The organism is Azospira sp. APE16 (assembly GCF_047901315.1).
GTDB lineage: Bacteria > Pseudomonadota > Gammaproteobacteria > Burkholderiales > Rhodocyclaceae > Azospira > Azospira oryzae.
In genome coordinates, this window is sequence record NZ_CP179682.1 from 2,489,659 (window position 1) to 2,508,475 (window position 18,817).

Annotated in this window: 17 protein-coding genes and 1 tRNA gene; 7 read left to right on the top strand and 11 right to left on the bottom strand. The window is 62.3% G+C overall.

Annotation, left to right across the window (positions count from 1 at the left end):
- Positions 1–177: 177 nt before the first annotated feature.
- The 6 genes from ACLSSQ_RS11925 to ACLSSQ_RS11950 all read right to left on the bottom strand — a co-directional run bounded on the left by ACLSSQ_RS11925 (position 178) and on the right by ACLSSQ_RS11950 (position 6,041).
- Positions 178–1,701 carry a hypothetical protein gene (locus ACLSSQ_RS11925; protein WP_416242807.1) on the bottom strand — a complete coding sequence of 508 codons (1,524 nt, stop codon included), beginning with the start codon at positions 1,699–1,701 and terminating at the stop codon, positions 178–180.
- 131 nt (positions 1,702–1,832) lie between these two features.
- Positions 1,833–2,954, bottom strand: a complete 1,122-nt coding sequence (locus tag ACLSSQ_RS11930) for a protein kinase domain-containing protein (protein ID WP_416242808.1) — start codon at positions 2,952–2,954, stop codon at positions 1,833–1,835.
- A complete protein-coding gene (locus ACLSSQ_RS11935; RefSeq protein WP_416242809.1) occupies positions 2,951–3,934 on the bottom strand; it encodes a protein kinase domain-containing protein in 984 nt (327 codons plus the stop codon). The genes ACLSSQ_RS11930 and ACLSSQ_RS11935 overlap by 4 nt, the downstream gene beginning before the upstream one ends.
- A 134-nt stretch (positions 3,935–4,068) precedes the next feature.
- Positions 4,069–5,193, bottom strand: a complete 1,125-nt coding sequence (locus ACLSSQ_RS11940; protein ID WP_416242810.1) for a PP2C family protein-serine/threonine phosphatase — start codon at positions 5,191–5,193, stop codon at positions 4,069–4,071.
- 403 nt (positions 5,194–5,596) lie between these two features.
- Positions 5,597–5,687: transfer RNA gene (locus ACLSSQ_RS11945), tRNA-Ser, on the bottom strand.
- A gap of 60 nt (positions 5,688–5,747) precedes the next feature.
- The gene (locus ACLSSQ_RS11950; RefSeq protein ID WP_416242811.1) at positions 5,748–6,041 is read right to left on the bottom strand and encodes a hypothetical protein; all 294 of its coding nucleotides are present in this window, start codon (positions 6,039–6,041) and stop codon (positions 5,748–5,750) included.
- 92 nt (positions 6,042–6,133) lie between these two features.
- Here ACLSSQ_RS11950 and ACLSSQ_RS11955 point away from each other — a divergent pair, with 92 nt between their 5' ends.
- Complete coding sequence (locus ACLSSQ_RS11955; RefSeq protein WP_416242812.1) at positions 6,134–6,730, top strand: tetratricopeptide repeat protein; 597 nt, start codon at positions 6,134–6,136, stop codon at positions 6,728–6,730.
- A 21-nt stretch (positions 6,731–6,751) separates the two neighbouring features.
- On the opposite strand, the gene ACLSSQ_RS11960 is transcribed toward ACLSSQ_RS11955, so the two are convergent.
- From ACLSSQ_RS11960 to acs, 5 genes are all read right to left on the bottom strand, one after another.
- On the bottom strand, positions 6,752–7,018 hold the full coding sequence (locus tag ACLSSQ_RS11960; protein ID WP_014237077.1) for a DUF4212 domain-containing protein: 267 nt from the start codon (positions 7,016–7,018) through the stop codon (positions 6,752–6,754).
- A gap of 43 nt (positions 7,019–7,061) precedes the next feature.
- Positions 7,062–9,104: a sodium:solute symporter family protein gene (locus ACLSSQ_RS11965; RefSeq protein WP_416242813.1), complete on the bottom strand. Its 2,043-nt coding sequence runs from the start codon at positions 9,102–9,104 to the stop codon at positions 7,062–7,064.
- Positions 9,105–9,117: 13 nt separating this feature from the next.
- Positions 9,118–9,831, bottom strand: a complete 714-nt coding sequence (locus tag ACLSSQ_RS11970; protein ID WP_014237075.1) for a PolC-type DNA polymerase III — start codon at positions 9,829–9,831, stop codon at positions 9,118–9,120.
- A complete protein-coding gene (locus ACLSSQ_RS11975) occupies positions 9,828–11,738 on the bottom strand; it encodes a DUF294 nucleotidyltransferase-like domain-containing protein (RefSeq protein WP_416242814.1) in 1,911 nt (636 codons plus the stop codon). Before ACLSSQ_RS11975 ends, ACLSSQ_RS11970 begins: the two co-directional genes overlap by 4 nt.
- 211 nt (positions 11,739–11,949) lie before the next feature.
- Positions 11,950–13,926, bottom strand: a complete 1,977-nt coding sequence (gene acs, locus ACLSSQ_RS11980; RefSeq protein WP_205230941.1) for an acetate--CoA ligase — start codon at positions 13,924–13,926, stop codon at positions 11,950–11,952.
- A 302-nt stretch (positions 13,927–14,228) separates the two neighbouring features.
- Here acs and ACLSSQ_RS11985 point away from each other — a divergent pair, with 302 nt between their 5' ends.
- The 6 genes from ACLSSQ_RS11985 to ACLSSQ_RS12010 all read left to right on the top strand — a co-directional run bounded on the left by ACLSSQ_RS11985 (position 14,229) and on the right by ACLSSQ_RS12010 (position 18,810).
- Positions 14,229–14,753, top strand: a complete 525-nt coding sequence (locus ACLSSQ_RS11985) for a TIGR00645 family protein (RefSeq protein WP_014237072.1) — start codon at positions 14,229–14,231, stop codon at positions 14,751–14,753.
- A gap of 11 nt (positions 14,754–14,764) precedes the next feature.
- On the top strand, positions 14,765–16,297 hold the full coding sequence (locus ACLSSQ_RS11990) for a fumarate hydratase (protein WP_014237071.1): 1,533 nt from the start codon (positions 14,765–14,767) through the stop codon (positions 16,295–16,297).
- 27 nt (positions 16,298–16,324) lie between these two features.
- Positions 16,325–17,092, top strand: a complete 768-nt coding sequence (locus ACLSSQ_RS11995) for a hypothetical protein (RefSeq protein WP_014237070.1) — start codon at positions 16,325–16,327, stop codon at positions 17,090–17,092.
- Between the two features lie 25 nt (positions 17,093–17,117).
- The gene (locus tag ACLSSQ_RS12000; RefSeq protein ID WP_416242815.1) at positions 17,118–17,462 is read left to right on the top strand and encodes a RidA family protein; all 345 of its coding nucleotides are present in this window, start codon (positions 17,118–17,120) and stop codon (positions 17,460–17,462) included.
- 11 nt (positions 17,463–17,473) lie between these two features.
- Positions 17,474–18,259, top strand: coding sequence for a glutamate racemase (gene murI, locus ACLSSQ_RS12005; protein WP_416242816.1), 786 nt, complete (start codon positions 17,474–17,476; stop codon positions 18,257–18,259).
- Positions 18,260–18,336: 77 nt separating this feature from the next.
- On the top strand, positions 18,337–18,810 hold the full coding sequence (locus ACLSSQ_RS12010; RefSeq protein WP_014237067.1) for a peroxiredoxin: 474 nt from the start codon (positions 18,337–18,339) through the stop codon (positions 18,808–18,810).
- The last annotated feature ends 7 nt before the right edge of the window (positions 18,811–18,817 follow it).

Sequence of the window (18,817 nt, forward strand, 5' to 3'; positions counted from 1 at the left end):
AGTGCATCCGCAAGGTGCCAGTTACTTTCCGTTCAACCGCCATGCAACGGTGAACAACAGTTTCTCCATCCTGCGAACTGTAACTCCCGCCCCCAATTAGCCTTTGCGCTAATTTCCCTCCTGAAGACGTCGGCCCCCCTTCCGTGAGCGCCTTAAGCAGACCCACAATAGGGGCGCTCAGATTCCCTGCGGCAGCGTCGCGTCGACGAAAAGTACGAGATTCTCGCCAGCAAGATCCTTCAGTTCCTGCTTGTATATGAATATCTCTTGCTCAGAGCGACAGCCTACATACACCTTCCGGCCCTCCTCAACGAGCGGGCGCAAAGCTGCTGCAAGCTCGAAATGGCGGGAGGTCATCCGTATCCTAGTGCCATCGAGGTAAACGGTCCTACACCGAGAGTCGAAGGAAAACACCTCCGGCCGGCCATACAGCATCCCAATGCTCGATTCCCTTACACGCAGCAAGCACTTTTCGCGGGCTTCTCGCAGAGCGCTGGACGCCTTCACGAGATTGAAGGTGTACTTGTTTCCCTTGAGCCGCTTGCTCTTTCCTACAGTTAGCTCCATCGCCCCGGTTTCTTCCCCCAGTTTGAGTAGGGCCTGCACAGCCATGGCCCCTCCGCGCCCATCGGTCAAGCACCTGATGTCATAGAGTTGTCCGTCGTCCTCAATCACGACTTTGGTCGCGTAGAAGCTCACGAACGACCTGTTCGCCTTTCCGTGTCGCACTGCATTCTGGACGACCTCCAGGATCGCGGCAAGAAGGTGCCGCACAAAGTCGGCGCTGCATTCCCGGTCGGACACATACTGGCGAAGCTTGTACTCGGCGCGCAGGCCGATGCCGAATTCGAGATGATCCGTAAGGGCTTCCTTGCCAATCTCGCGGACGTCGAACTCGATCGTGTCGCCCGATAGTAGATCGTACAGGTGTGCTGTCTCGATCGAGGCACGCGGATGGTCGACGACCTCATGCCTCTGCAGGGTAACCAAGAGCGGCTCGATGACCACTGACGCCCTCCGCGCCGCCTCACCCTGCTTCTCGCGCGAAAAGTCATCCCCGCCGGCATCAGACACCGCCTTGACGACGAGCCAACGGGAGCCACTCTCGAGGAACCCAAAGGCTTCCATTTCCCCTCCTAGCAGCTCGGGGTACCGCTCAACTAGCCGCTCGCGCAAGCGGTCGCTCTTGTAGAGGGTCTCCAGGCTGGCCAGGGAACCAATCCGCACCCTTAGGTGGTCCTCAAGTTCTCGGACAACTGGCTCCTCGAGGGTCACAATGCTCACCAGCCTCTGGGCTTGGGGTACTTCTGCATCTCCCTCTGCATGTCGGATATTTAAGGCGACGACCTCTGTGGCGACAATACAGACCTCGGCACCGACATTCTTAGGATTGCCCCAGCAGAAGCCTGCTAGAACAGTCAGGACTGGCTTGGGGAAGTTGTTGTTTTTAAGCAGCGCGCTTGCTATGCGAGCAACAGACAGAGCCTTAGACACCCCACTCTCACCTGTCACGTGGAGCACAAATCGCCCACCCAGAGTACCCAACGAACACCCTGTGGTCTCGATCCCAATATCAGCCGTGCGCCGATCTCGCAGGACTGCGTTTATGGCTCTTTTTTCCTCGCTGTTGGAAGTGAGGAGGAGGACGTAGTTCTCATCAAGTGCTGGTGTCTGATGAGCAATTTTAATGACGTTGTCCATTTCTCGATGGCTTGTCATAGAAGTGAATCGCCCCTCATGATCGCCCTGCTGCCATAACCACTCGCTCGACTGAACTGATTTTTCCCCGTCGTCAAGCTCAGAGCACCGACACACTGGCCACTAGCGAGGTGCTATGGACTCTGCAAAAGTAGTACGGGAGAACAACGCTCCCTCGGCTTCCCAGCTGCTGTACCAAAGCTGACGCGCTGTCCGACCTGCGGTTTGACTCCAATGCTGAAGAATTCGCTGAGATGAAAGAAGACGGGGTCGCCACCATCAACAGATATGAAACCGGCATTTGCCTTCCGGCCGCTTGTATACGTGTGGGGGTAGGTCGTTATCACCCCCACCTTTCTGGGTGTTGCCGAATAGCAGAGAGCCTCACATCGTTGTACGACCTCATCTGCTGTTGGACGAAGCTTGGGATCAATCTGCAAACAACCGTGTACGAGAGCCCACAATTCCTGCTCAAGTTTCGCGGTTTCCAGATGCTGTCCAAACCATTCAGGGGGAGGCAACTCGACCTTTCCAGCCACTTCCGCCTGCGCCATTTTCATGATGGCGCCTTTGCCCACACCAAATGGCGGCTTTCCGAGTAACAAATGGCATGTAATTGCCCCGAAAGCCCAAATATCGGCTGGTTGCTCGGCACTAGCCCAGTCGTTCCAGCATTCCGGTGCCAAATATGGGACCGCCCCTAGAAGGGTACTCGATGAAGTTAAGGTGTTCTCATCTAGCTCAAATTTCTCAATCTCGGCTTCCAATTCCTTCTCGGCGAGCTTAGCAATTCCAAAATCAGTCAATTTAACGACGTCCATACGACCATCGGCAGACGTCATTATGTTGCTAGGCTTGAGATCGCGGTGACAGATACCAACCCTGTGCGCTGCCTGAAGCCCCTTCGCGATGTTATGAACCACCCAAGCGGTGAGTGACGGATCAAGAAAGATGAAGTCGCTCGCGAGTCGTCTTCCCAGGTCCACCCCTTCAATGAACTCCTCCACCAAACAACGGTTGGAACCTTCCTCGACGTAGTCAAGCGTGGCTGCTACATTCGGATGAACTACGCGGGCACCCATCTGTGCGCCCCTGCTAAAGCGCTTGTCGACAATTCCTTCACGTGGTGTTTTAAGTGCCACTACTCGCCCTAGAGCAAGATCGAAGCATCGATAGACCTCTTGCATACCGCCTTCAAGGTGGAAAGATTCAATTCTGTATCGCCCTGCGACAACGTTGTCAGCCTTAAACTTCATAGGACAACCTCCGGGTGCGATGAGAAGAATGTCACCCACTCTCTAGCCGGTCCAAGGTCGGGCGCACCAAATCCAATGACACACGCCTCGTGGAGGACGTGGCCCGGTTCGGTTGGTATGTTATTAATGCTGACCGAACCCTCTACCTCAGTGATCAAGAATCGAAGACCGTCGTAGTTCACTCTCAATCGGCCCAATGCGCCGATCTTCAACGTAACCGTTGGCTCTTTCACGGACAGCTCAAAAACTTCTTCAACGCCTTGCACAAAAAGACCGCGGTGCTTGTTTCGGCTGAGGTGCTTAGCTAGTACGGAACTGACCTCGTCCGCCGAGGGCCGGTTCTTTGGACACGGGTCAATACACGCATCGAGAATGTCGACAACTTCCTTGTGAAGACCGTCCGGCTGTTTGTCGGCAGTTGGCATCACGGTACCAACGGATGGGGCTCGCGCAGATTTTTGCGGGGGCTTTTCCATTAACTCTGGAGGAAAAATGGGATAGGCAAGTGCCCACGCACATATTCCTAAAGCGTATATATCCATCTCAGGGGTAATCGTAGCCCCTGCTACATACAGCTCTGGTGCGGCGTAAGTTAGAGTGCCCTTGTTCTGCTTTGTCTGGTACCCACCATCCGGTGACGATATGCCGAAGTCGAACAGTTTGATGACTCCAGCAGCAGATTCTTTAAAGTTATCGAGTTTAAGGTCGCGGTGAATAATTCCCACAGCATGAAGATCGCGAAGAGCGCATGCGAGCTGATAGAGTATCTTGAGATAACCCAGCGGATTGATCGCTGCCTCTTTATGAAACGCTGAAAAGTCCCGCCCACGGAGACGCTCTATAATAACGCCCGCAATTTCACCCTTTTCATTTGTAATGACGTCATATACCTCGACGACATGGCGAGACCGCGCTTTGCAAAGGCCTTTAATTTCGTTCTGAAGCTGAACGTTGTTTGCGGTGTCCTGCATAACCTTCATCAGAACGACTCGTCGGAGAAACGTATCCTCAAGTGGGATAACGGTTCCGAATCCCCCAGCCAGTACGCTCTTCGTCAGAGTCTTGTATCGCTGCGGCAGCGCCACCCCTTGGTCCCCTTCCTCTATTTCTTGGCTTACTCGCTTTTATTACGATCTTCGCTGGTCGTCACTTCGATTTTTGGCCTCCCCATTTTTGGATCGGCCGGCTCCAATCTTAGCTGTAATTCGTCTTGAGTCTTCCGGGATTCCTTCTTTACTACTTTCCTTTTTGGCTTTTCTGCCTTCCCACGCGCCTCAAGCGGCTTGGCTTCGCCTATCCAGGCGCTCGTCAAGAGCTTGATCTTGGCTAACGACGACCACAAGGTAATTTCCGGTTGTTGTCTACCGGTTGACGCCTGTATCGGTCCGCCATACAGCCTCTCTATATTGCCAATCGCAATCAGCGAAGCGTTGTCTACGCCACCTACCCAATTTGCAAGAGCAATGGCCCGCCGAATAGCATCGTTCGGAGTGGCAGAATTCGCGACTGTAGCCTCGAAGTCCCTTGCTGCACGCCACAAGCCATCTGAGCCCAGCACGGCACCGAGACGGAAGCGCTCACTGGTATATGTTTGGACGCGCAAGTCGTCGGCCGTTCTTCCGCCCTCGCCAATTGCTTGTGAAAGTCGGCCTTGCAGTCCGCGCGCCCGGATTAGAGCTGCAGGGTTGCCCGGTAAATCCTTCAGCTCATTCTCGATCGTGTCGTCGACCGTAACCTGATCAAGCTTGCTCGAATTCGTATCCCAGCTGTACGCGCGGCTATCGCCTACGTTGGCGCAGATGAGCTGCCCGCTGGTAGTGGCGAGGAGCATTACGAGAGTAGTCGCTCCCCGACCCTGAAGCTCTTTTCGGACTAGATCGTCGGCTCGCCTAACAAGAGCAACGGCAAGTTCCTTCAAGGAAGGGCGCACCCGCTGCTGGGCAAGGTCCGCAATGATGCTGGAAATGGTAAGAGCCGCTGCTTGGTCACCGGACTCAGAGCCACCGACGCCATCGCAAACCAAAGCAACTGTGTACGTTTCTGCGCAGGGGGTCGTGATTCTTGCGACTGCGATACGGTCTTCATTCCGGTCTCGCCTTAAACCGGGGTGTGTCGCCATTGCGATACCCAGTTCCTCTATGACCAATTGCGCGGCATGCGACCCGGCGATCTCATCCAGGATCGCGGTGTGGAGTGACGAAGCTCCGGCTGGGCATTTGTTCGAGGCTTGGATCATCATGCCCATATGTTACCTTGAATAGTTGGCTCCACATAAGGCCTTCGGGTAGCCGATGCTACGGGCAGGTCAATTGCGGTCGGAGACGTTACTCCAATGTGTGCCTATACCAATCAAGCGGTGTTCAAAGCAGTCGGAGAAGAGTTCACAGCAAGCAGATAGCTGTTGTTTGGCCGCGTTGTATCAAACGATTGCATTGGCCGATAAGAATACAAAAAGGCCACTCACAAGGAGTGGCCTTTTCATTTCTTTGGGCCCAAATGAAAAAAGCCAGACCATTTCTGATCTGGCTTCAATTCCCCTTTGCCAGGAAGCATATCTTTGCCACCAGGTTTCTGAAGCATAACCCTGCCTTCCGGCAAACTTATGGGCCAAGCGACAACGAGGGCCTTTTTGCAGTAATCCGTGGCGGAGAGGGGGGGATTCGAACCCCCGTCAGGGTATTACCCTGAACACGCTTTCCAGGCGTGCGACTTAAACCACTCATCCACCTCTCCGCGGAAGCCGCGCATTATAGCGAAGCTTTTGAATAACGCAAAACATTTTCGCCGGATCGCTCAATTTGCTTCCAGGGCGATGAGCTGGCGCAAATAGGCGAGGATGATCCACAGCCAGAAGAGGACGAAAAAAGTCAGCAGGGGCAGGTGCCGGTCCAGGATCACCCGGGGTGCCAGACGGCGCAGCAGCAGCAGGGCGGGACGGGTAACGATGCGGAACATCTGGTAGATGGGATTGCCCTCCCGGCGACTGCCGGCGAGGAGCGCCAGCACGCCCTGGCCGAGCAGACACAGCCCGGCCACTTCGATCAGGGCGCGCAGAACGCTGACAAGCAGGAGAGCGGCGGATACCATGGGTCCTCACACTGAAGGGGCCACGGCGCCATGCCGTGGGCTGACGGAATTTTATGCCAGGCGCGCCCGCAGCGCTGCACCGGGTACGGGAGATGAAAACGATGCTGCTTGGCCCCTGGTCCTATCGCCTGCACGGCTGGCTGCTGCACTTCCTCGGCCGGGATGGGGCGGCCTACGCCGCCTACCAGGAGGCTTTCCGCCATACCCCCGGGGCTGCCACGGCGGCCTGCCTGGGGTATCTTGCCGCCCGTCTGGAACGCCTTGAGGACGCCGAGGCCTGGTACGCCAGCGCCGCCTCCCTGGCGCCGGAGCGTGGTGAGCACCACTTCAACCTGGGTTACGTGCGGGACCGGCTGGGCCGGCCCCGGCAGGCCATCGCCGCCTTCGATACAGCCCTGCACCTAAATCCTCAACTGGACCGGGCCTGGTACGGCAAGGGGCTGGCCCATGCCACCCTGGGCGAACACGAAGCAGCGGCGACGGCCCTGGAAAAGGCGGTGGAGCTGCAGCCCATGAACGGCATCGCCTACTACCACCTGGGCATGGCCTACCACCATGCCGGCCGGCACCAGGAGAGCGAACGCATCGCCCGGCGCCTGGCAGCCTTCGAGCCCCGACTGGCGCGGCAGCTGATGCGGGATGGGGAGCATCCGCAGCTGCTCTCCCTGGTGGCCCACCTGGAGGCCTGAAACGCCCCGCCCGGGCGGACGCTAGTCGCGCCCCCCTTCATGGACGCCGTACTGGTGGTCCAGCCGGTTCATGTAGCGGGCGTAGAACCAGATGATCAGCACATAGACCACCAGGGAGCCCTGGGCCCCCATGTAGAAGCCCAGGGGAAAGCCCAGCACGGTGAACTCGTTGAGTTCCCGGGCGAAGTAGCTGACCACGTAGGTGACCAGGAACCAGATGGCCAGCAGCAGCGCCGTCATGCGCAGGTTCTTGCGCCAGTATTCCCGATGCCGATCTGTAAGTTGCATGGCTGTCCCCTGTGGCGGCGGCGCCCCGGAATGACCCGGGGCCTTAGCGCAGTTGCGGATAGTGCACCTGCTCGACGAAGTCCTGCACCTCCCGGGAGGGCGGCCTGGTCAGCAGACTGACGACGACGATGGTGAGGAAGCCCGCCGGCACGCCCCAGACGCCGGCCGAGGTGGACTGGATGCCGAACCAGGGCTCCATGCCGATGCCGCGCAGGCCGAGCCAGGGCACGGAATCGAACTGCACCCTCACCATGTAATAGACGGTGATGAGCAGGCCCACCACCATGCCGGAGACGGCGCCGGCCCGGTTGGCCCGCTTCCAGAAGATGCCGATGACCAGGGCCGGGAAAAAAGCGGCGGCGGCGATGGAGAAGGCCCAGGCCACCATGTAGAGGATGGTGGCGGGCCGCTGGGCCGCCACCGTGGCCGCCAGCACCGCCGTCACCAGCAGCAGGGACTTGGAAATGACCAGGCGCCACTGGGTCGAGGCCCGGGGCTGGATGATCTTGTAATAGACGTCGTGGGAGAGGGAACCGGCGATGGTCAGCAGCAGGCCGTCGGCGGTGGACAGGGCCGCCGCCAGGCCGCCGGCCGCCACCAGGCCGGAGATGACGTAGGGCAGGCCGGCGATTTCCGGCGTCGCCAGGACGATCACGTCCGGGTTGAGGGACAGTTCCGCCAGTTGCAGCAGGCCGTCGTGGTTGATGTCCTCGATGGCCACCAGCCCCACCTTGCCCCAGGCCGCCACCCAGGACGGCAGGTGGGCGATGGGGGTGTTGATCAGGGTCGAATAGACCTCGTACTTGGCGAACACGGCGTAGGCCGGGGCGGTGAAGTACAGCAGCAGGATGAAGAAGAGGGACCAGGTCACCGACTCCCGCGCCTCCTTCACCGTAGGCGTGGTGTAGTAGCGCATCAGGACGTGGGGCAAGGCGGCGGTGCCCACCATGAGGCAGAACATGAGGGTGAGGAAGTTGAGCCGTGCGGCCGAGGATTCGGCCTCGCTGCGCCCGGGGAAGGCCTCGGCATGGCGGATGGGCATGGCGCCCCGGTCGGCGGCGGCGTGCATGGCCGCATCCCAGCGCTCCCGTGCTTCCTCCGCGTTGGCCGGCAGGTCCCGCCGCAGCCGCTCCAGGGCCACCACCTCGCGCATGGGGGCGTTCTCTTCCTTGAGGGCGTTGATGCGCATGGTCAGGCGCTGCCGCTCTTCCGCCAGGGAAACGGGCAGGCGCATGATCTTCTCGTAGTAGGCGTCGGCCCGCTCCCGGTACAGGCCCCGCACCTCCTGCTCGGCCGGGGTCTCGAACAGCTTTTCCTCCAGCTTGCCCACTCCCTGCAGCACTTCCCCGTACACCAGCTGGGGCACCGGCACGCTGGTGATCTGGAAGGACAGCAGGGCCACCGGCGTCACGTAGGCGATGATGAGGATCACGTACTGGGCCACCTGGGTCCAGGTCACGGCCCGCATGCCACCGAGGAAGGAGCACACCAGGATGCCGGCGAGGCCGACGAAGACGCCGATCTCGAACTGCAGGCTGACGAAGCGGCTGGTGATCAGCCCGACGCCGTAGATCTGGGCCACCACATAGACGAAGGAGGCGATGATGGCCGCCGCCACGCCCACCAGGCGGGGCGCGTTGCCGCCGTAGCGCACGGCGAGGAAGTCGGGGATGGTGTATTGCCCGAACTTGCGCAGGTAGGGCGCCAGGAACAGGGCCACCAGCACGTAGCCGCCGGTCCAGCCCATGATGTAGGCCAGGCCCTGGTAGCCCGTCAGGTAGAGGGTGCCGGCCATGCCGATGAAAGAGGCGGCGGACATCCAGTCGGCCCCGGTGGCCATGCCGTTGAACAGGGCCGGCACCCGCCGCCCCGCCACGTAATACTCGGAGACATCGGCGGTGCGGCTCATGACGCCGATGGTGGCGTAGATGAGGATGGTGAACAGGAGGAAGGCGTAGCCGATCCAGCGGGGCGGCAGCCCCAGGTGCTCGAGGAAGGCGAGGACCGCGACGAAGGCCAGGAAGCCGACCGTATAAAGCAGGTAGTAGCGCTTCAGCTGCTGACGGAACCCCTTGGCGGTCGGCATGGCGCCTGCCTCCTCAGTTGCTGCGCCGCAGCCAGCGGCGGACCCGCTCGATTTCCATCATCCGCTCCGGGCATTCGGCGCCCCGCTCCGCCGCCCGGGCCATGGCCACCTGCAGCAGCTTGGCGGTGGCGTAGCAGTCGGAGACGGCGTTGTGGCGCTGGATGTTCTCGATGCCGAAGAGGTTGAGCCAGGCATCCAGGGCCACATTGGTGTCGATGCGGTCCTGGAACAGCTCGGGCATGATCCAGGCCAGGTCCAGCCACTGCTGCTCGAACTCGATGCCCAGGTACTTCTCCATGGCCCGGGCGATCATGGAGTGGTCGAACATGGCGTGGTAGGCCACCAGGGGGCACTTGCCGATGTATTCGAGGAACAGCAGCAGGGCATCCGCCGGCTCCATGCCCTCCCGCTGGGCCGAACCGCCGATGCCGTGCAGCAGGATGTTGGCGGTGTCGCTCACCACCTCCTGCTTGAGGATCACCTCGAAGGCGTCCTGGGTGTCGATGAGGCCATTGACCACGGCCACGGCGCCAATGGAAATGAGCCGGTCCTTGACCATGTTGAGGCCGGAGGATTCCACGTCCACCACCACGTAGCGTGTCTGGAAATGGGAGTGGTTGAGGTCCGGGTCCGGCAGCTGCTGCCAGCGTTCCAGGCGCTCCCGCTGCTCGGGCGAGAGCACCACTTCCGGCTTCTTGCTGCGGAAGAAACGGGCCAGCCAGCTCATACCTGGTAGTCCATCTTGATGCGGCTCTGCAGCTTGCGCACCTGGCGGAAGGATTCCTTGAGGATGCGCCGGTCCAGCTCATTGAGCTTGTCCGGATGGATGCGGTTGTCCCCGGCCTGGCCCGCCTCCGTCTCCAGGTGCTGATGCCGCAGGCGCAGCAGCTGGATGAAGTTGAAGGAGTCGATGATGGCGGCCATTTCCTCGCCGCTGATGCCCAGACGCTTGGCGCTGTGGCGCAGGCGCTGCACCGTGTTGCTGTTGTGGATGCCGGCGGCCAGGGCGTAGATGCGGGCGATGTCCACGAACAGGCGGGCGCCGTACTTCTTCAGGTCGATGGTGCCCGGATGCTCCGGGTCCAGATCGGTGACGAAGTCCCGGATCTTGCCCAGGGGCGGCTCCACGTCCAGGGCGTTGTGGGCCATCATCTTGAGGAAGCCCGGGTTGCTCGTGGTCAGGCTCAGCATCCACTTGCGCAGCCGCTCCCCCAGGCTGGGGTTGCCGTAGAGGGTGCGGAAATCGAAGAAGATGGTGGCGTTGAGCAGGGCCGCCGGATGGGGATGGCGCACCCAGTTGGTGAACTTTTCTTCCCACTCCTCCAGGGTCAGGCACAGGTCCGGGTTGCCGGCCATGATGTTGCCGGAGCAGAGGGGGAAGCCGCACTTGTCCAGGTCGTCGTTCACGTCCCGGGCGAAGTCCAGCAGCCGCATCTTCAGCTGCTCCTTGTCCATGAAGTCCGGGCACAGGTAGATGATGCCGTTGTCCTGGTCGGTACTGAAGGTCTGCTCCTCCCGGCCTTCCGAGCCGAAGGAGAGCCAGGCCCAGTCCACGCCGTAGAGGTCATGCTTGTCCAGGTTCAGCTCCAGCACCCGGCGGGTGATGGTGTCGTTGAGGGCGGAGATGAACTGGGTCACCTGCTCCGCGCCGACGCCCTGGGCCAGCATGTTGAGGGCCAGCTGACGCACGTCGTGGCTGGTCTGCAGCAGGGTTTCCAGGTCCGGCGCCGTCTCCACCGACTGGCGGATCTGGCGCAGGCCGACCCGCTGCAGGGTGAACAGGTCCCGCTCGGAAATGACGCCCTTGAGCCGCCCTTCCCCATCCACCACCAGCACGTGGCGGATGCCGTGCATGGCCATGGCCAGGGCCGCATCGTAGGCATAGACCGTATCCTGCAGGGTATGGGGGTCCTTCGACATGACCTTGCCGATGGGCTCCTCCAGGGCCACGCCGGCCAGCACCACCCGGTGCAGCACGTCGCTCTGGGTGAAGATGCCCACCGGCTTGCCTTCCGCATCGGTGACGATCATGGAGCCCAGGCGCTGCTGGCCCATGGCCTCCAGCACCTGGCGCAGGGGCGTTTCCGGCTGCACCGAGACGGGTTCCCGCTTGGCCAGCAGGGACAGGGGCGTGTTGAGGGACTGCTGCTCCGCCGCCCGCTGGGCGAACTGGACCTGCAGCTGCTGCCGGGACTGGTTGAGCAGGCTGGCGATGTACTGGGTGCAGAACAGGTTGAACACCGAGCTCATGCGCATCAGCTCGAAGAAATCGTCCGCCCCCAGCTGGTAGCAGAAGACATCCTCGATGGCGGTATAGCCGTTGGTGGAGGCCCGCTGGGCGGTGACGGCGCCGATGGGGAAGCATTCCCCCGGGCCCAGGGTCATGGCGTTGTATTCGGTGACATTGACCTCGCCGGCCTGGCGTGCCACTACCTTGCCCCGCTGGATGATGTAGAAGGTGCGGGCCGCCCCCATGTCCGGGGTCAGGATGGCCGCATCCTTGTGGTAATAGGCGAGTTTGAGGCGCTCGGCGAGGAAACGCAGGGCATCCCCTTCCATGCGGTCGAAGGGCGAATGGCGCCGCAGGAACTCCATGGTGGCGGACACCAGCATCTGGGTTGCGTTTGTGGACATTTTTTATTCTCTCCCTGCGCAACGTAGCAAATGAAGAGGCCGGCGCGAACAATATCGCGCCGGCCCGAAAGCGGTCTTTATAGTCTGCCGCTTGGTACAGAGTGTCGATGGCCGGTGGATCATGCCGGCTTCACGACTGGGTGGTCTCCTCCACGCCCCTCTGTATTTCAGTTGTTTTACCGCCGGGTCGCCCCGGCGGTTGGTTGCAGGCTCAGGCGCCGGCTTGTTTCAGTTGCTCCAGGATGGCCGGGTTTTCCAGGGTGGAAACGTCCTGGGTGACTTCCTCGCCCTTGGCCAGGGAACGTAGCAGACGACGCATGATCTTGCCGGAGCGGGTCTTGGGCAGGTTCTCACCGAAGCGGATGTCCTTGGGCTTGGCGATGGGGCCGATTTCCTTGCCCACCCAGTCCTGCAGCTCCTTGATGACGCGCTTGGCATCCTCGCCGGAGGGACGGGAGCCCTTCAGCACCACGAAGGCGCAGATGGCTTCGCCGGTCAGGTCGTCGGGACGGCCCACCACGGCAGCCTCGGCCACCAGGGGGTTGGCCACCAGGGCGGATTCGATTTCCATGGTGCCCATGCGGTGACCGGAGACGTTCAGCACGTCGTCGATACGGCCGGTGATGGTGAAGTTGCCGGTCTTGGCGTTACGCACGGCACCGTCGCCGGCCAGGTACAGGCGGCCGCCCAGGTCTTCGGGGTAGTAGGACTTCTTGAAACGCTCCGGATCGCCCCAGATGGTGCGGATCATGGAGGGCCAGGGCTTTTTCACCACCAGGAAGCCGCCCTTGCCCCACTCCAGCTCGTGGCCGGTCTCATCGACGATGGCGGCCTGGATGCCGGGGAACGGCAGGGTGCAGGAACCGGGCACCAGGGGGGTGACGCCGGGCAGCGGGGTGATCATGTGGCCGCCGGTTTCGGTCTGCCAGAAGGTATCGACGATGGGGCAGCGGCCGCCGCCGATCTCGTTGTAGTACCACATCCAGGCTTCGGGGTTGATGGGCTCGCCGACGGAACCCAGCAGGCGCAGGGAAGTCAGGTCGTACTTCTTCGGCAGGTCGGCGCCGGCCTTGATCAGGGAGCGGATGGCGGTGGGCGCGGTGTAGAAGATGGAGACCTTGTGGTCCTGGATCATCTTCCAGAAACGGCCGGCGTCCGGGAAGGTGGGCACGCCTTCGAAGACGATCTCGGTGGCGCCGCAGGCCAGGGGGCCGTAGGTGATGTAGGTGTGGCCGGTGACCCAACCGATGTCGGCGGTGCACCAGAAGACATCGTCAGGCTTGATGTCGAAGGTCCACTTCATGGTCAGGGCGGCGTGCAGCAGGTAGCCGCCGGAAGAGTGCTGGACGCCCTTGGGCTTGCCGGTGGAACCGGAGGTGTAGAGCAGGAACAGGGGATGCTCGGCCTCGACCCACTCGGGTTCGCAGACGTCGGACTGGCCGGCTTCGGCATCGGTCCACCACACGTCGCGGCCGGCCACCATGTTGCAGGCGCCGCCGGTGCGCTTGGCCACGATCACGGTCTTCACCGGGGAGTTGGCGCCGACCAGGGTAAGGGCTTCATCGACGGCGGGCTTCAGGGGGATGTTCTTGCCGCCGCGGGTCTGCTCGTCGGCGGTGATGACGGCCACGGCGCCGGCATCAAGGATGCGCTCTTCCAGGGACTTGGCGGAGAAGCCGCCGAAGACCACGGAGTGGATGGCGCCGATACGGGCGCAGGCCTGCATGGCGACGATGCCCTCGATGGACATGGGCAGGTAGATGATGACGCGGTCGCCCTTCTTGATGCCCTTGGCCTTCAGCGCATTGGCGAACTTGGCGACGCGGGACAGCAGTTCCTTGTAGGTGACCTTGGAGACGGCACCGCCGTCGGCTTCGAAGATGATGGCGACCTTGTCGCCCAGGCCGGCTTCGACGTTCTTGTCCAGGCAGTTGTAGGAAACGTTCAGCTTGCCGTCGGCGAACCACTTGTAGAAGGGAGCGTTGGATTCATCCAGCACGCTGGTGAAAGGCTGCTTCCAGACCACGTGTTCCTTGGCCAGACGGCCCCAGTAACCGGTGTAGTCGGTTTCCGCTTCCTTGCACAGGGCCTCGTAAGCGGCCATGCCGGAAATCGTCGCCCGCTTCACCACTTCTTCGGAAGGGGGGAAGACACGGTTTTCAACGAGAACGGATTCGATCTGGGACATACTCATCTCCTCTGCATTGTCTGCAATAGCAAAAATTGCTGCGTCGAGAGCTAAACGCCCTCCCTTTCGGGGGCGTGAGTCGCATTTTGTTTCTGGATTTTGCGACCCGCTGGTTTTCCGTGACCTGGAGCAAATCAACTGCCCGCAAAGCCCCGTGAATGGCCGCGATTAAACCCCCCCTTTCTTACAGTGCCCTTACACCTCCTCGCTGCGCCGCAGCATAAAAGAGCACCAAAATCAGCCACCTAGGCATGCTAAAATCCGCGCTCCCAACGGTTCCAACAACCTTGCAACGCACAAAGATGAATTCCAAATTCCAAAACAATATGGAGCGCCTGATCTTCTCCAGCCGCTGGCTGCAGGCCCCCCTCTACCTCGGACTCATCGTCGCCCAGGGCATCTACGTGGTTCAGTTCATGATGGAACTGTCCCACCTGGTGGCCGACATCGCCCACCTGGACGAAGCCAAGACCATGCTCATCGTCCTCGGCCTGATCGACGTGGTGATGATCGCCAACCTGCTCATCATGGTCATCATCGGCGGCTACGAGACTTTCGTCTCCAAGCTGGACATCGAGGGCCACCCGGATCAGCCGGAATGGCTGTCCCACGTCAATGCCGGCGTCCTCAAGGTAAAGCTGGCCACGGCCCTCATCGGCATTTCCTCCATTCACCTGCTGAAGAGCTTCATCAATGCCGCCCAGCTGGACGACCGGGTCCTCGGCTGGCAGGTGGGCATCCACGCTGTATTCGTCGTTTCCGCGTTCATGATGGCCGTTACGGACAAAGTCATGAATCAGACCCTCAACCTCCAATCCAAGCACTGAGGAAACCCAGCATGAGTTCCATTCGCCAGGAAGACCTGATCCAGTCCATCGCGGACGCTTTCCAGTACATCAGCTACTACCACCCCCTGGACTACATCAAGGCCCTGGGCGAAGCCTACGAGCGTGAGGAATCCCCCGCCGCCAAGGACGCCATTGCCCAGATCCTGACCAACTCCCGCATGGCCGCCGAAGGCCACCGCCCCATCTGCCAGGACACCGGTATCGGCATGGTCTTCCTCAAGGTCGGCATGAACGTCCGCTGGGACGACGCCACCATGAGCCTGCAGGAAATGGTCAATGAAGGCGTGCGTCGCGCCTACGCCAACCCGGACAACCCCCTGCGCGCCTCCGTGCTGGCCGACCCGGCCGGCGCCCGCAAGAACACCAAGGACAACACCCCGGCCGTGGTGCACTTCGAGATCGTTCCCGGCGACCACGTGGAAGTGATCTGCGCCGCCAAGGGCGGCGGCTCCGAAGCCAAGTCCAAGTTCGCCATGCTCAACCCCTCCGACGACCTGGTGGACTGGGTCCTCAAGAAGATCCCCGAGATGGGCGCCGGCTGGTGTCCTCCCGGCATCATCGGCATCGGCATCGGCGGCACTCCCGAGAAGGCCATGCTGCTGGCCAAGGAATCCATCATGGCCCCGGTGGACATCCATGACCTGCAGGACAAGGCCAAGAGCGGCGCCAAGCTGACCCGGGCCGAAGAACTGCGCCTGGAGCTGTACGAGAAGGTAAACGCCCTGGGCGTCGGCGCCCAAGGCCTGGGCGGCCTCACCACCGTGCTCGACGTCAAGGTGCTGGACTACCCCTGCCACGCCGCCAACCTGCCCGTGGCCCTGGTGCCCAACTGCGCCGCCACCCGCCACTGCCACTTCCACCTGGATGGTTCCGGCCCCGCCAAGATCGAGCCGCCCAAGCTGGAAGACTGGCCTGCCGTGACCTGGACCCCGGACCTGAAGGCCGCCACCCAGGTCAATCTGGATACCCTGACCAAGGAAGAAGTGGCCTCCTGGAAGCCGGGCCAGAAGCTGCTGCTCAACGGCAAGATGCTGACCGGCCGCGATGCCGCCCACAAGCGCATCGCCGACATGCTGGCCAAGGGCGAGAAGCTGCCGGTGGACTTCACCAACCGGGTCATCTACTACGTGGGCCCCGTGGACCCGGTGCGCGATGAAGTGGTCGGCCCCGCCGGCCCCACCACCGCCACCCGCATGGACAAGTTCACCCGCATGATGCTGGAGAAGACCGGCCTCATCTCCATGATCGGCAAGTCCGAGCGCGGCCCCGTCGCCATCGAGGCCATCAAGGACAACAAGTCCGCCTACCTGATGGCCGTGGGCGGTGCCGCCTACCTGGTGGCCAAGGCCATCAAGAGCGCCAAGGTGGTGGGCTTTGCCGACCTGGGCATGGAAGCCATCTACGAGTTCGAGGTGCAGAACATGCCCGTCACCGTGGCCGTGGATTCCTCCGGCACCAGCGTGCATGAGACCGGCCCCAAGGAATGGCAGGTCAAAATCGGCAAGATCCCGGTCAAAGCCTAAGCTCTCCGCTCAAGACCACCGACCGCCATGTGGCGTCGTCTACGCATCGCCGTACTGCTGCTGGTACTGGCGTCGGTGGCCTTTTCCGCCTGGCATGCCAAGGCCAACGCCACGGCATGGAAAGGCACTCTGCGTGTCGCCGTCTATCCCCTGGCGGCCGACGACAGTGCCGCCACCCGGCGCTATCTCCAGCGCCTCGGTGAGGACAGTTTCCAGCCCATCAGCGATTACCTGAACAGCGAAGCGGCGCGCCACGGCGTCACCACCCTGCGCCCGGTGGACATCACCCTGGGCGGGGAAATCCGCCAGCTGCCGCCACCCCGCCCCCAGGGGGGCAGCGTGCTCGACAGCATCCTGTGGAGCCTGCAGCTGCGCTACTGGGCCTGGAAACAGTCGCCGCCCACCAGCCCCAAGCCCCAGGTGCGCCTCTACCTGCTCTATCACGATCCGGCCCTGAACCCCCGGGTGCCCCATTCCAGCGGCCTGGAGAAGGGCATGCTGGGCGTCGTGCATCTCTTCGCCGACCCGCGCCAGACGGCGCAGAACCACGTCGTCGCTGCCCATGAGCTGCTACATACCCTGGGTGCCAGCGACAAGTACGACATGGCCACCGGCCTGCCCCTGCATCCCGACGGCTATGCCGCGCCGTTCCAGGAGCCGCGCTATCCCCAGAGCGAAGCCGAACTGATGGCCGGCCGCCTCCCCCTCGGCCCCGACCGGGCCCGCATTCCCGACTCCCTGGATGAAACCCTGGTGGGCCCCGCCAGTGCCCGGGAAATCGGCTGGCGCCGATAGTCCTCACCTTTTTCGGAAACATCCCATGCCCATCGAACGCTTCGGTAGCACGCCCCGCTACTCCGACGTGGTGATCCACAACGACACCATCTACCTGGTGGAAGTGGCCCAGACCCTGGAGGCTGATGCCGCCACCCAGACCCGGGAAATCCTGGCCAGCATCGAGCAGTTGCTGGCCAGGACCGGCAGCGACAAGAGCCGCCTGCTGCAGGTCACCATCTATCTGGCCGACATGGCCGACTACGATGCCATGAACGAGGTCTGGGATGCCTGGCTGCCCGCCGGCAGCGCCCCTTCCCGGGCCTGCGTCCAGACCCGCCTGGCCAAGCCCGGCTATAAAGTGGAACTGGTGGTGGTCGCGGCGCGGTAAAATCCCCCGCCATGATCGGCATCTTCGACAGCGGCATCGGCGGCCTCTCGGTCCTGGCCGCCATCGCCCGCAGCCTGCCCACGGCAGACCTCACCTACCTGGCGGATACTGCCCACGTGCCCTACGGGCCGCGCAGCGACGCCTTCATCCAGGGCCGGGTGCTGGCCATCGGCCACCATCTGGCGGGACAGGACTGCGGCCTCATCGTCGTCGCCTGCAACACCGCCACCGCCGCTGCCGTGCAGATGCTGCGCGCCGCCCTGCCCCACATCCCGGTGGTCGGCGTCGAGCCCGGGGTCAAGCCGGCGGCCAAGGCCAGCCGCAGCCGCCGCATCGCCGTCCTCGCCACCGAATCCACCGCCCGCAGCGAACGCCTGGCCCGCCTCATCCGGGACCATGCCGACGGCGTCGACGTGCTGGTGGAGCCCTGCCCCGGCTGGGCCACCCGGGTCGAGAGCCGGGACCTGCAGACCCCCGAATTCGTCGCCGAAGTCCGCCTCAAGATGCAGCGGCTGCTGGATGCCGGCGCCGATCAGCTGGTCCTGGGCTGTACCCACTATTCCTTCCTCACCCCCCTGCTGGCGCCCCTGGTGGCCGGCCGCGCCCAGCTGGTGGACGTGGCCGAGGCGGTGGCCCGCCAGGCTCAGCGCCTGGCCGGCGCTTCGGCCCAGGGCCAGGGCCGGCTGCTGTTGCAGGCCACGGCCCGGCCGGAACAGCTGCACGCCAGTCTGGCCGGACTGGGCCTGGGCTGGCTGGCCGAACGCTGCCGCGGCGAGGAACTGCTGGCCCGGGTCTGAGCCCCGTCGGCCCCTGGCGGCCTTGACCCGCTCCCGGGTTTGCTCCAACAATGGACAAAAAACCACGGAGCTCCAATATGGCCGATACCCCCCTCTCCCCCGACAGCAGCGTTCCCGACTTCTCCCTGCCGGCCACCGGCACCAGCCCCTTCACCCTCTCCGCCCACGCCGGCAAGACCGTCGTCCTCTACTTCTACCCCAAGGACAGCACCCCCGGCTGTACCACCGAAGCCCAGCAGTTCCGCGACCTGCACCCGCAATTCGTCGCCGCCGGCGCCCTGGTCCTCGGGGTATCCCGGGATTCCCTCAAGTCCCACGAAAATTTCCGTACCAAGCAGAACCTGCCCTTCGACCTGATCTCCGATCCGGACGAAACCCTGTGTTCCCTGTTCGGTGTCATGAAATTGAAAAACATGTATGGGAAACAGGTAAGGGGCATCGAGCGCAGCACCTTCGTCATCGACGGCAAAGGCAAGCTGCGCAAGGAATGGCGCGGGGTGAAGGTGCCCGGCCACGCCCAGGAAGTACTCGATTTCGTCACATCCCTCTGACCCTCGA

Bases quoted from the DNA above. Each gene is read 5' to 3' on its own strand.
- ACLSSQ_RS11925 (WP_416242807.1), bottom strand. From the start codon at position 1,701: ATGGACAACGTCATTAAAATTGCTCATCAGACACCAGCACTTGATGAG.
- ACLSSQ_RS11930 (WP_416242808.1), bottom strand. From the start codon at position 2,954: ATGAAGTTTAAGGCTGACAACGTTGTCGCAGGGCGATACAGAATTGAA.
- ACLSSQ_RS11935 (WP_416242809.1), bottom strand. From the start codon at position 3,934: ATGAAGGTTATGCAGGACACCGCAAACAACGTTCAGCTTCAGAACGAA.
- ACLSSQ_RS11940 (WP_416242810.1), bottom strand. From the start codon at position 5,193: ATGATGATCCAAGCCTCGAACAAATGCCCAGCCGGAGCTTCGTCACTC.
- ACLSSQ_RS11950 (WP_416242811.1), bottom strand. From the start codon at position 6,041: ATGGTATCCGCCGCTCTCCTGCTTGTCAGCGTTCTGCGCGCCCTGATC.
- ACLSSQ_RS11955 (WP_416242812.1), top strand. From the start codon at position 6,134: ATGAAAACGATGCTGCTTGGCCCCTGGTCCTATCGCCTGCACGGCTGG.
- ACLSSQ_RS11960 (WP_014237077.1), bottom strand. From the start codon at position 7,018: ATGCAACTTACAGATCGGCATCGGGAATACTGGCGCAAGAACCTGCGC.
- ACLSSQ_RS11965 (WP_416242813.1), bottom strand. From the start codon at position 9,104: ATGCCGACCGCCAAGGGGTTCCGTCAGCAGCTGAAGCGCTACTACCTG.
- ACLSSQ_RS11970 (WP_014237075.1), bottom strand. From the start codon at position 9,831: ATGAGCTGGCTGGCCCGTTTCTTCCGCAGCAAGAAGCCGGAAGTGGTG.
- ACLSSQ_RS11975 (WP_416242814.1), bottom strand. From the start codon at position 11,738: ATGTCCACAAACGCAACCCAGATGCTGGTGTCCGCCACCATGGAGTTC.
- acs (WP_205230941.1), bottom strand. From the start codon at position 13,926: ATGTCCCAGATCGAATCCGTTCTCGTTGAAAACCGTGTCTTCCCCCCT.
- ACLSSQ_RS11985 (WP_014237072.1), top strand. From the start codon at position 14,229: ATGAATTCCAAATTCCAAAACAATATGGAGCGCCTGATCTTCTCCAGC.
- ACLSSQ_RS11990 (WP_014237071.1), top strand. From the start codon at position 14,765: ATGAGTTCCATTCGCCAGGAAGACCTGATCCAGTCCATCGCGGACGCT.
- ACLSSQ_RS11995 (WP_014237070.1), top strand. From the start codon at position 16,325: ATGTGGCGTCGTCTACGCATCGCCGTACTGCTGCTGGTACTGGCGTCG.
- ACLSSQ_RS12000 (WP_416242815.1), top strand. From the start codon at position 17,118: ATGCCCATCGAACGCTTCGGTAGCACGCCCCGCTACTCCGACGTGGTG.
- murI (WP_416242816.1), top strand. From the start codon at position 17,474: ATGATCGGCATCTTCGACAGCGGCATCGGCGGCCTCTCGGTCCTGGCC.
- ACLSSQ_RS12010 (WP_014237067.1), top strand. From the start codon at position 18,337: ATGGCCGATACCCCCCTCTCCCCCGACAGCAGCGTTCCCGACTTCTCC.